General features: G+C 40.0%; 11 protein-coding genes. 10 read left to right on the top strand and 1 reads right to left on the bottom strand.

Annotation, left to right across the window (positions count from 1 at the left end; all coding sequences use genetic code 11):
• Positions 1 to 26: 26 nt before the first annotated feature.
• Positions 27 to 215 carry a 50S ribosomal protein L28 gene (gene rpmB, locus AKA01nite_RS06555; RefSeq protein ID WP_146924525.1) on the bottom strand — a complete coding sequence of 63 codons (189 nt, stop codon included), beginning with the start codon at positions 213 to 215 and terminating at the stop codon, positions 27 to 29.
• Between the two features lie 378 nt (positions 216 to 593).
• Between rpmB and AKA01nite_RS06550 the strand changes: the two genes are divergently transcribed.
• The 10 genes from AKA01nite_RS06550 (at position 594) to AKA01nite_RS06505 (ending at position 12,306) form a co-directional block, all read left to right on the top strand.
• On the top strand, positions 594 to 959 hold the full coding sequence (locus AKA01nite_RS06550; protein ID WP_146924524.1) for an Asp23/Gls24 family envelope stress response protein: 366 nt from the start codon (positions 594 to 596) through the stop codon (positions 957 to 959).
• A gap of 41 nt (positions 960 to 1,000) precedes the next feature.
• The gene (locus AKA01nite_RS06545; RefSeq protein WP_146924523.1) at positions 1,001 to 2,662 is read left to right on the top strand and encodes a DAK2 domain-containing protein; all 1,662 of its coding nucleotides are present in this window, start codon (positions 1,001 to 1,003) and stop codon (positions 2,660 to 2,662) included.
• 85 nt (positions 2,663 to 2,747) lie between these two features.
• A complete protein-coding gene (recG, locus tag AKA01nite_RS06540) occupies positions 2,748 to 4,781 on the top strand; it encodes an ATP-dependent DNA helicase RecG (protein ID WP_371860866.1) in 2,034 nt (677 codons plus the stop codon).
• A gap of 24 nt (positions 4,782 to 4,805) precedes the next feature.
• Positions 4,806 to 5,819, top strand: coding sequence for a phosphate acyltransferase PlsX (plsX, locus tag AKA01nite_RS06535; protein ID WP_146924521.1), 1,014 nt, complete (start codon positions 4,806 to 4,808; stop codon positions 5,817 to 5,819).
• A 164-nt stretch (positions 5,820 to 5,983) separates the two neighbouring features.
• A complete protein-coding gene (gene acpP / locus AKA01nite_RS06530) occupies positions 5,984 to 6,223 on the top strand; it encodes an acyl carrier protein (RefSeq protein WP_146924520.1) in 240 nt (79 codons plus the stop codon).
• Positions 6,224 to 6,463: 240 nt separating this feature from the next.
• Entirely contained in the window at positions 6,464 to 7,468 is a 1,005-nt protein-coding gene (locus AKA01nite_RS06525) for an ABC transporter ATP-binding protein (RefSeq protein WP_146924519.1), read from the top strand.
• Position 7,469: 1 nt separating this feature from the next.
• Positions 7,470 to 8,462, top strand: a complete 993-nt coding sequence (locus AKA01nite_RS06520) for an ATP-binding cassette domain-containing protein (protein WP_146924555.1) — start codon at positions 7,470 to 7,472, stop codon at positions 8,460 to 8,462.
• 2 nt (positions 8,463 to 8,464) lie between these two features.
• Positions 8,465 to 9,424 carry an ABC transporter permease gene (locus AKA01nite_RS06515; RefSeq protein ID WP_146924518.1) on the top strand — a complete coding sequence of 320 codons (960 nt, stop codon included), beginning with the start codon at positions 8,465 to 8,467 and terminating at the stop codon, positions 9,422 to 9,424.
• Between the two features lie 35 nt (positions 9,425 to 9,459).
• Positions 9,460 to 10,407, top strand: coding sequence for an ABC transporter permease (locus tag AKA01nite_RS06510; protein WP_186805125.1), 948 nt, complete (start codon positions 9,460 to 9,462; stop codon positions 10,405 to 10,407).
• An 18-nt stretch (positions 10,408 to 10,425) separates the two neighbouring features.
• Complete coding sequence (locus AKA01nite_RS06505; protein WP_146924517.1) at positions 10,426 to 12,306, top strand: oligopeptide ABC transporter substrate-binding protein; 1,881 nt, start codon at positions 10,426 to 10,428, stop codon at positions 12,304 to 12,306.
• Positions 12,307 to 12,500: the final 194 nt, after the last annotated feature.

Raw genomic sequence — 12,500 nt, 5'->3', positions numbered from 1 at the left:
TCTTCGTTATCCGTTATTTTAGCGTTTTAAACACGTTCAACTTTACCTGATTTCAAAGCGCGAGCTGAAACCCAAACTCTTTTAGGTTTGCCGTCGACCATGATACGCACTTTTTGTAAATTCGCATTGAAGGTACGTTTAGATTTATTGTTAGCATGAGAGCGATTATTACCGCTTCTAGCTTTACGTCCTGTTACAAAACATTCTTTAGCCATTCTTTTCTCCTCCTTCGTGCCTAGCTCAAATAAAAAGCTAATTCATACTTATATAAAGTATCATAATTAAGCATGTGAAGCAAGGAGTTTTTATAAAAGAATCAAGTAGTTTACCTTTACAAGACGATGATAGAGTCAATGAAAGCAAATTTTTGGCTATTTCACAGGATACTCCCTACAAAATTCAAGGATTACAGTGTATACTAGATAAAGTGTGGATAGCACTTTGATATTGAATACATATAAATAAAGAAGGGCGTTTATCTGTACGAATGGCCCTTGTCTTTTTTTGTGATGAAGAATATGCTAAAATATGTTTGAATATCAAGAGGAATCTGTCGTATAAAAATGTTCAAAGTATGGAAGGAGTTTTATAAAATGAGTGTGCAATTAAACACAGAATATGGCAATATCGAAATGTCCAGTGACGTTATATCTACCGTAGTAGGTGGAGCTGCAACAGAAATTTTTGGCATTGTAGGTATGGCTAGTCGAAATCAGGTAAGAGATGGCATCAATGAAATACTTAATAGAGAAAATTATTCCAAAGGTGTTGTCGTAAGGCAAGAAGATGAAAAAATTGCGGTCGACGTTTATATCATTGTAAGCTACGGCACGAAAATAACTGAAGTTTCTAAAAACATGCAGGAAAGAGTAGGCTATCAGCTTGAACATGATCTGGGAATCAAAGCGAGTTCAGTAAATGTGTTTGTTCAAGGCGTCAGAGTTCAAAAAGATTTTTAAGCCAACGTCATTTTAAAATGACAAAGGAGGATAATGTAAAAGTGGATGTTAATAGTTTGAAAGCAAAAAAGTTTAAAGATATGGTTGCTGTTGGTAGACAGCGCTTGGATGAACACACTGAATATGTAAATTCCCTTAATGTGTTTCCTGTACCTGATGGTGATACTGGCACAAATATGAATCTTTCTTTTACGAGTGGATACGAAGCAGTGAAAGAAACAGCGAGCGAAAAAATTGGTGACGTGTCAAAGGCTTTGGCCAAAGGGCTTTTAATGGGAGCCAGAGGCAATTCTGGTGTCATTTTATCTCAATTGTTCAGAGGATTTTCTAAAACTTTAGAAGAAAAAGAAACAGCTAATGCACAGGAGATGGCCCAGGCATTTCAAGCCGGCGTGGATACAGCTTATAATGCTGTAATGAAACCGGTCGAGGGGACCATTTTGACCGTAGCGAGACAATCTGCAAAAGCAGGGATAAAAAAAGCCGAAGAAACCGATGACGTCATTGTCCTGATGGAAACAATTTTAGATGCAGCAAAACGCTCTTTAAAAAAGACGCCCGATCTGTTACCTGTGTTGAAAGAAGTAGGCGTTGTCGATAGCGGTGGACAAGGACTTGTGTATATATACGAAGGTTTTTTATCGTCACTTACAGGAGAAGAGCCTGTTGAGGATGCTGATCCTGACCTGGATGAATTAGTGCGCGCAGAACACCATAGAAGTGGTGTACATGATCATGTCAACACTGAGGATATTACTTATGGCTACTGCACAGAGATCATGGTGAAAATCGGTGAGGGTGAAACAGTAGAAAAGGCATTCGATTATGAGGAATTCCGTAATTATCTGAATGAACTCGGAGACTCCCTGCTGGTTGTAGCAGATGATGAAATCATTAAAGTACACGTGCATACAGAACGTCCTGGAATGGTAATGAATTACGGACAGAAATTTGGTTCGCTGCTTAAAATAAAAGTTGACAATATGCGAGAACAGCACTCTGCTTTGTCTGGAGATGAACTTGAAGGAGACAGTAAAAAAGAGAAAAAAGACTCTGCTGTCGTTGCGATCGCACCAGGAGCCGGCCTTAAAAAATTATTTGAAAACTTAGGAGTAGATTACGTCCTGGAAGGCGGACAGACTATGAATCCAAGCACTGAGGATATTGTTAAAGCAATGGAAAAAGTTCCTGCTGAACAGTACATCATCCTGCCTAATAACAAGAACATTTTTATGGCTGCGGAACAGGCAGCTGAAGTAATTGAAGCAAAAGCAACTGTAGTGGCAACACGAACGATACAGCAGGGGCTTACGGCAATGCTTGGATATAACCCTACCTTGGATATTGACAAGAACAAGACATCTATGTCGGATGAAATCGATATGGTCAAATCTGGACAAGTAACCTTTGCAGTGAGAGATACAGAACTAAATGGACTGGAAATAAAAAAAGATCATTACATGGGAATCATTGATGGTGATATCAAGGTCACAGATCCAAGCCTTTTTGATGTTACTATAAAAACGATCAAAGCAATGCTGGATGAGGATAGTGAGATCGTGACGATACTGACAGGCGAAGAAGGTTCATTAAAAGATGCAGAAAAGTTAGCTGAAATAGTAGAAGAGGAATATACAGAGATTGAAGTTGAAATTCACCAGGGTGGACAACCGGTATATCCTTATCTTATTTCTGTAGAATAAAAAAGAAACTAATAGAGAAACAGCTAAATTCGTTGTTGTTTTCTCTATTTTTCTTTATTTAAATAGAAGGAGTAATAATATGGTTTTGTCGATTGCTGACACGGTTGCCAGTTTAAGTGGCGTGGGCGAAAAAAGAGCTGAAGCATTAAATGATTTGGGTATCGTGACGATCAGTGACTTGCTGACTTATTATCCTTTCCGTTTTGAAGATTTAACAGTTAAATCCATTGAAGAAATTGAAGATAACGATAAAGTCGTCCTTACAGGAACAGCCATTTCAGAAGGTACAGTGTCTTACTTTGGCAGAAAAAGAAACCGTCTGTCTTTTCGTATGAACTGTGAACATGTGATTGTTCCTGTCACGTTTTTCAACCAGCCCTATTTAAAAAAACAAATCGATGCAGGAAAAGAAATTAAAGTATTTGGTAAATGGGATGCGACAAGAAAATCTTTAAATGGTATAAAAATCCTATCGACTGAATTAACGAATCAACAAGAAGCGATCTATCACTCTTCAAAAAAAATCAGACAATCTACAATCCTTAAATTGATCAAACAAGCGTGGAAACAATACAATGAAGTGATACCCGAAGATTTGCCGGAACGATTACGACGTGAATATAACCTGTTGACCTTTAAAGAAATGATACATCTCATGCATTTTCCAACAGATGATTTAGATCTGGAAAAAGCAAGGCACTCAGTGATATTCAGAGAATTTTTTATTTATCAGTTGAAAATGATCTGGTTGAAACGTCAATTAAAACAGACTCAGAGTGGTCAAATGATCGACTATGATGTCAGACAGTTGATTACTTTTTTCGATTCACTGCCCTATGAGCTGACCTCAGCTCAAAAGCGAGTAGTGAACGAAATATGCAAGGACTTGAAAACGAATGGACAAATGTTCCGACTTCTTCAAGGAGATGTGGGAAGTGGTAAAACGGTTGTAGCAGCATCGGCGATCCTTGCGGCTAAGACGGCTGGTAAACAAGCAGCATTGATGGCGCCTACAGAGATCCTGGCCAGTCAGCATAAACAGTCATTAGATGAGATGTTCAAAAATACTGATATAACTATAGAACTGCTTACTGGATCTACAAAAAAGAAAGAACGAGACAATATTCTAGAACAATTAGAGGTGGGCAAAATCGATTGTGTCGTAGGTACCCATGCTCTGATACAAGAAGATGTCAGATTTCAGACACTTGCTCTAGTCATTACAGATGAACAGCATCGCTTTGGTGTGGGGCAGAGAAAAATGCTTAGAGAAAAAGGACTGAATCCAGACGTTCTCTTTATGACGGCGACACCTATTCCAAGGACATTATCCATTACGACCTATGGTGAAATGGATGTATCGATCATTGATGAAATGCCTTCAGGAAGAAAACCGATCAAAACATTTTGGATACGTCCAAAGCACTTTGAGCGCATGACAAATTTCCTGAAAGAAGAATTGAAAAAAGGCAATCAGGTCTATGTGATCAGTCCGTTGATCGAAGAGTCAGAAATGATGGACGTGGAAAATGCAACGACTCTGTTTCATATGTATCAGGAAATCCTCGGTGAAAAAGCAGCTGTTGGCCTCCTCCATGGAAAAATGGTTTCTGCTGAAAAAGAAGCCATTATGGAAGAGTTTCAGCGCAATGAAATCCAGGTGCTTGTTTCCACGACAGTTATTGAGGTAGGTGTGAATGTACCTAATGCAACACTTATGATCATACATGATGCGGATCGGTTTGGACTTGCCCAGCTGCATCAGCTTAGGGGACGAGTAGGACGTGGAAAACAAGATTCCTATTGTATCCTGATTGCGGATCCCAAGGGTGAAAAAGGTGCGGAGCGTATGCATATAATCACTGAGACTTCCGATGGATTCGTCTTAAGCCAGCGGGATCTTGAAATGCGTGGATCGGGTGATATTTTTGGAAAGAAACAATCCGGACTTCCGGAATTCAAAGTGGCTGATATCATAGAAGACTTCGACGTGCTGGAAGAAGCCAGAGAAGCAGCCCGCCAATTGATTTATTCCAAAGAATTTTATCAGGACGAAGACTATGCTGAGTTAAGAGCCCAGTTAGGTATGACTAGTGAAAACGAAACGATATTAGACTGATTATAGAATTTAGGAGGAAAGTTAATGAGAATAGCAGTAGATGCAATGGGTGGAGACAATGCTCCTTCTGAAATAGTGAAAGGATGTATTGTAGCGGCGAAAGAATTTTCAGATATAACACTTGTGTTGTACGGAAAAGAGGAACTTATACGTCAAGAAGGTATTGAAGAATTCAAAAATATAGAGATCGTGCATACCGATGAAAAAATTTTAAGCGAAGACGATCCTGTTCGTTCGATTAGAAGAAAAAAAGAAGCATCTATGGTTAAAGCAGCGGTATCAGTAAAAAAAGGCGAAAATGATGCGCTGTTTTCTGCCGGCAATACAGGTGCTTTGCTGGCAGCTGGAACATTACTTATTGGAAGGGCAAAGGGTGTCGATCGTCCTGGTCTTTTAGCGACATTCCCATCGCTTTCCGACGGTGACACTGTTTTCCATATGATAGATGTCGGGGCAAACGCTGACTCTAAGCCATTGAATATCAATCAGTATGCGACGCTGGGATCATTATATTCCAAACGGGTACATGGGAAACAGGCACCGACAGTTGGTTTGCTCAATAATGGGACAGAAGAAAATAAAGGCAGTATGCTGACAAAAGAAGCTTATCAATTACTAGAAAAAAATCCAGAGATAAATTTCATAGGAAATGTTGAAGCAAGAGAAATCTTAAATGGTGCAGCCGATGTCATCGTCACAGATGGTTTCACAGGCAATGCAGTTTTAAAAACGATCGAAGGTACAGCTATTTCAATGATGGGGCTTTTGAAAGACTCTATATACAATAATGGAATGAAAGCCAAAATTGGTGGACTACTGCTTAAAGATAGTTTGAAAAATATGAAGGATCTACTAGACTACTCCAAGCATGGTGGGGCGGTGCTGTTCGGCCTTAAAGCACCCGTCATAAAGACACACGGTTCGGCTACCGAAGAGCCAGTGTATTATACGATCCGTCAAATAAGAGACATGCTACAGTCTCATGTGCTGGAGGAACTGATTGATTATTTCGAACATAATGAAGAGCAAATGCCCTGACTCTCAGGTTCATAGTTGTGAAAAAAATGATATTTTTCTTAAAAAAGATGGAAATTACAAAAAGAATACGATACAATTACAATTGTCTATTAAATGATAATTTGGTAATAAGCTTATGAAAAAGGACTAACAGAGTCTTATTATACCTTAAAGGAGCGAAAAAAATGACGAAACAAGAAGTTTACGAAAAGGTACAGGCAATCATTGTGGAAAGATTAGGTGTTGATGAAGATAAAATTTCTAGAGACACATCTTTTAAAGACGATTTAGGAGCCGATTCGCTTGACGTAGTTGAGCTTGTCATGGAAATGGAAGACACTTTTGGAAGAGAGATTTCTGATGAAGAAGCGGAACAGATCACGACCGTAGGTAAAGCCGTTGATTTCGTTCACTCGAATCTGTAGTGCAGCAGAAAGATGTATACTTAAGCATTATAATATAATGAGAGATAAATGATAATATGCTGCCCGTATTTTTAACTAATTGTTATAAAATTAGAAATAAGCATTGATATATAAATAAAAAGAGTGTATAATTCGATTTATATTATTAAGTTTTTTATTAGAAAATAGTGAAAGTTTAGTAATCTTCTATAGGAGGTACTTGTAACTTTTAAATAGAAGGAAAGTATAGGAGGTTAAGTAGTGGCCGTCGAACGCAGCTTGTTAGAGGTTAACAACTTAGAGACAGGGTTTCGATTTGGAGATGTATATCATAATGCAGTAGATGGTGTTTCTTTAACATTGGAAAACAATGAGATACTAGCTATCGTAGGGGAGTCTGGTTGTGGGAAGTCCACACTGGCAACATCGATTATGGGACTGCACGATCCAAAAAACACCAAAATCGAAGGAGAAGTTATCTATAAAGATTTAAACCTTCTTGATTTAAATGAAAAGTTGTATAACCGTATTAGAGGAAATGATATTGGAATGATTTTTCAGGATCCGTTGGGTTCACTTAATCCATTGATGACTATCTATAACCAGATCTCGGAGTCACTTGAATATCATTCAGATTTAAATGAAGAACAAAGAAGAGCGAGAGTGCTGGAATTATTAAATCAGGTTGGAATACCAAGGCCTGAACAAATCATGAAGAACTATCCACACGAATTGTCTGGTGGGATGAGACAAAGGGTAGTCATCGCTATCGCTTTGGCTAATAAGCCGCCTGTGATTATAGCAGATGAACCGACAACAGCGCTTGACGTAACGATCCAGGCTCAAATCCTTGATCTGATGGTCGATATTCAAGATGAAACGGGTTCTGGAATTATTCTGATCACCCACGACTTGGGTGTCGTTGCAGAAACAGCGGATAGAGTAGCTGTTATGTATGCTGGACAAATTGTTGAAGAAGCGCCCGTTGAAGAACTGTTTGCCAATCCCAAACACCCATATACACGCTCACTTCTGAACTCGATTCCACATGAGTTAGAAGATGACGATGATGAACTGCATGTTATTCACGGGACAGTACCATCATTGCAGAAATTACCTAGACAGGGCTGTCGCTTTGCTCCACGCATACCGTGGATACCAGACGAGGCTCATGAAGAGAACCCAGTCTTGCATGAAATCAGTCCCAACCACAAAGTGAGATGTACATGCTGGAAACATTTCCACTTTGAAGGGGAGGATGAATAATATGGCTTTCTTGGAAGTACAGGATTTAAAAGTACACTATCCGATTCGTGGAGGTATTTTGAACAGGATCCAAGACCACGTCAAAGCGGTCGACGGTGTCAATTTATCGATTGAAAGTGGAAAAACTTATGGTTTAGTTGGGGAGTCCGGTTCCGGTAAAACAACGATCGGTAAAACGATCATCGGACTTGAAAAAGCAACAGCCGGTAGAATCATTTACGAAGGCGACGATGTTACTAATAAGGCACGCAGCCGGAAAAAGAAATTCGCAAATTATAATAAAGATATTCAAATGATTTTTCAGGATGCCACTTCTTCAATGAATCCTAAAAAACGTATTATCGATGTTATGGCTGAACCAATGCGAAATTATTTTGACTATACCCCACAGGAAATCAAGAAAAGAGTCGCTGACTTACTTGAAATCGTAGGTATGAATGCTGAAGCGATGTACAAGTATCCGCATGAATTTTCAGGAGGACAAAGACAGCGAATCGGTGTGGCAAGAGCGGTTGCCAGTGATCCTAAACTGATCATTGCGGATGAACCGACATCGGCGCTGGATTTGTCTGTACAGGCTCAAGTACTGAACTTTATGAGACGCATACAGAAAGAATACGATTTAAGTTATCTCTTTATTTCGCACGATCTGGGTGTTGTGCAGCACATGTCGGACGATATTGCTATCATGCATAGAGGCCGATTCGTAGAGCAGGGATCCAAAGAACAGATATACAAAAATCCTCAGCATATCTATACAAAACGTTTATTGTCTGCTATCCCAGACATGAATCCTGCAACCCGTGCAGCTCATAAAATAGAAAGACAACGCGTGGAAGCAGAATACGACGCACAGGAAACAAGTTATTACGATCCAAAGGGCCGCGTTTATGATCTTCAGCGTTATGACGATGAGCATTATGTGGCCTTGAAACCAGAAGAACCTAATGCATCTCTGCAAAATGAAAATGTTGGTACAGGAGGAGGGAATTAATTATGTGGAAAACAATTATCAGACGTATACTCTTAATGATTCCTCAAATCCTTATATTGAGTATTTTGATTTTTATTCTCGCCGACTTCATGCCGGGGGATCCTTTTACAGGACTGGTCGATCCTAACCTTGACCCCGCTCAACTGGATGTTATGCGAGAAGCGTATGGGTTAAACGATCCCCTTCCTGTTAAATACGTCAGATGGATGAAAAATGCTCTTCAAGGGGACTTTGGTCGAAGTTTTAATTACCAGCAACCCGTGACAGCAGTTATCGCCGGTCGTATGGGTAACACAATCAGATTATCTTTATTATCAATTATTTTAACTTACTTGATTGGTCTGCCACTTGGGATATTGGCGGGACGTTACAACGAATCAGTTTTAGACAAAACAGTTTTGGTTTATAACTTCGTCAGTTTTGCGGTTCCTATTTTTGTTTTAGCCTTACTCATGGTATGGGTGTTTGGTTATAACCTGAACTGGTTCCCTGCACGAGGAAGCATCAGTGTCAATGCAGATACCCAGTGGGAAAAATGGATGAGTCAGCTTTATCACTTACTGCTGCCTTCGATCACAACAGCTATTCTTGGGACAACTTCGATCATTCAATATCTGAGAAGTGAGATCATCGATGCCAAGGTTTCTGATTATGTGAAAACAGCCCGCTCTAAGGGTGTGCCAATACAAAAAGTTTATACTAAACATATTTTTAGAAACGCATCGCTTCCGATCGCATCAGGATTCGGTTTCACTATTGTAAGTTTGTTTACAGGGTCTATTTTTATTGAAAAAATATTTACGTACCGTGGGATGGGGTATTTATTCCTCCAATCAATCAATACAAGGGATTATAGTGTCATTTTCGTTCTTGCTTTGTTCTATGGTTTCTTAGGTTTAATAGGAACATTGTTATCTGACGTAATTCTTATGGCCGTTGATCCGCGTATCCGTATTGATTAATGAAAAGTTTCAAGAGAAAGGAATGAATATATCTTATGGCAACAAACAAAGATGCAGAAGCTGCCGTTTCATCAAATGACATGACCGTTTCTGCCCCACCAATGGGGTTTAAAGTGATTGTACGTGAATTTATGAGAGACAAGCTGGCACTGTTTTCGTTCATTTTACTTGTAGCAATATTGGGAACAGTCTTTATCTGGTCGTTTATAATCGATCAGGATGTCGTCCAGTCTGTCAGTCTATGGGACTCTTATTTACCACCCATGTCCATGAGTGAGGATCCCATGTTCGAAGGAACACGATATATACTGGGTACGGATTCAGCTGGCCGTGATATTTTTGGATTGCTGTTGATAGGCGCTCGCAACTCACTTCTTTTGGGGTGGACAGTTACAGTGGTCACAAGTGCCATTGGTATCGTTGTGGGGATACTTGCAGCATATTATGCTGGGTTAGTAGATAATATTATTATGCGTATTATCGACTTCATCACAATTCTTCCACAACTGATGATCATTATAATATTCGTAACCATTGTACCTAATTATAATGTGGCTACTTTCGCCGGGATACTGATATTATTTAACTGGCATGGACAAGCTCGATTTATTCGTGGACGGGCATTAACCGTTGGACGCTTGGATTTCATAAGTGCTTCCAAAACAATGGGAACACCTTCACTCGTTATTATGCTACGCGAAATGATGCCTAACATAAGTTCACTGATCATAGTTAACTTGACGTTGAACTTTGCGGGAAGTATTGGCTTAGAAACAGGGTTGTCCTATCTGGGATTCGGTCTTCCGACTGGAACACCAAGTTTAGGTACGTTAGTTTCCTATGCCACCAATCCAGATATTCTGGAAAATAAAGCTTGGGTTTGGTTACCAGCATCAACCTTGATACTTGTGTTGGTACTGTGTATAAACTATGTCGGCCGTGCGTTACAACGTGCAGCAGACGCAAAACAAAGATTAGGATAAGAAAAGGGGAGAATCACTATGTCAAACAAGAAAAGATACAGCATGCTAGCAAGTACTGCAGCCGTTGCATTTATTTTAGCAGCTTGTGGTAATGGGGATACCGACGATAATACAGGGAATTCAGGTAACGGATCTGATACTTCTGAAAACACTGATGAAAATGCTTCACCCGGGGATGAAGCAGAACCTGTTACATTTGATCAGCGTGTTGAAAATGAAGGTGAGCCTATTGATGGTGGGACATTGAGCATTGGATACGTTTCTGACTCACCATTCACAGGAATATTCAGTTGGGAATTATATACTGGTAACCCTGATGCAATTGTCATGGATTATACTATGGGATCACTATTTGGGTACGATGAAAACTATCAGATCGATGATTCTGGTGCTGCTTCATTTGATTTAGATCAAGAAGCAAACAAAGTAACGATCACATTAAAAGATGATATCAAATGGCATGACGGTGAACCTGTAACAGCAGGAGACATAGCTTTTGCATACGAAATCATAGGTCACCCTGAGTATACAGGTATTCGTTATAGCGGTGACTTCGCTAACATCGTAGGCATGGAAGAATACCAAGATGGTGCTTCAGATACAATCGAAGGAATTACTATCGTAGACGATAAAACTGTTGAAATCGAATACCAAACTGTTGGTGTTCAAATGCTTCAAGCTGGCGGTGGCGTGTGGTCATATGCTGCACCTCGTCATTATCTTGAAGATATCCCAGTATCTGAATTGGAGTCTGCTCCTGAAATACGTGAAAACCCAATTGGATTCGGGCCGTTTAAAGTGGATAACATCGTACCTGGCGAGTCTGTTTCCTATACAGCTTTCGAAGACTATTACCGCGGTGCGCCAATTTTAGACCGCATCGAGCTGGAGACTGTTCCAACTGCAACCGCAGTAGCTGCTATGGAAAACGCCCAATATGATTTATTCGTGAGTATGCCTACTGACCAATATGAAAACTACGAAAACATCCCAGGGTATACTAATTTAGGTATTGACGATACTGCTTATACCTACATTGGATTTAAATTGGGTGAATGGCAAGAAGCAGAAACGGATGAAGACGGCAACATTGTAGAGCCAGCTCAGAATTTTTTTGATCCTGAAAGTAAAATGGCAGACAAGAACTTGAGACAAGCTATGGCTTATGCAATTGATAATGACGCTGTAGGAGCAAAATACTATCAGGGATTACGCCGTCGTGCGAATTCACCGATCATCCCTAACTTTGCCGATTACTATAACGAAGACATAGAAGGTTACCCATTCGATCCGGAACGTGCAAAAGAAATCCTTGACGAAGCCGGATATGAAGATACAGATGGAGACGGCATGCGTGAAACACCGGACGGCGAAGAATTAGTGATCAACTTTGCATCCATGTCAGGTGGAGAAACGGCTGAACCTATCGTTGAGTACTACATGCAGTCTTGGGAACGTGTGGGACTGGATGTCCAGTTGCTTGAGGGACGTCTACATGAATTCAACTCTTTCTATGACCGCGTCGAAGCAGATGACCCAGAGATCGATATCTACCAGGGCGCTTGGGGTACTGGCTTTGATCCAACACCTGAAGGCTTGTATGGACGTTTCGCTCCATATAACTACACACGTTGGGCTACTGAGGAGAATGACGAGTTCATGGAAGCTATGACAAGCGCGGAAGGCTTTGACCTTGAATGGCGTCAGGAACAATTTAAAGATTGGCAGGAGTACTTCATGGATGAACTTCCGGTCATTCCTACTTTGTTCCGTAAAGCTGTCACACCAGTTAACAACCGTGTTGGTGCTTACGATATCACAGTAGGTGAAAATCCAGACACTGCTGGTGTAGGCTTACACACGCTTTACCTGATCAGTGAAGAACGCGCAACTGAATAATAAAGATGATTCTGTAAAAATATGAATCGTTGACGAAAGGCCGCTTGAGATGTTCAAGCGGTCTTTTATTTTATCGGTTTATAATATTTGAAAAGTATACTGTAGTTAATGTAATGTATTAGATAGATTAATAAATTTCAACATTTTTCATTGATTATAAAATTAATAGAAGAGGGCTTTATTATGTTTTTGGG

This window comes from Alkalibacterium kapii (assembly GCF_007988865.1).
Classification (GTDB): Bacteria; Bacillota; Bacilli; order Lactobacillales; family Carnobacteriaceae_A; genus Alkalibacterium; species Alkalibacterium kapii.
This window is presented reverse-complemented; position numbering and strand designations above follow the sequence as displayed.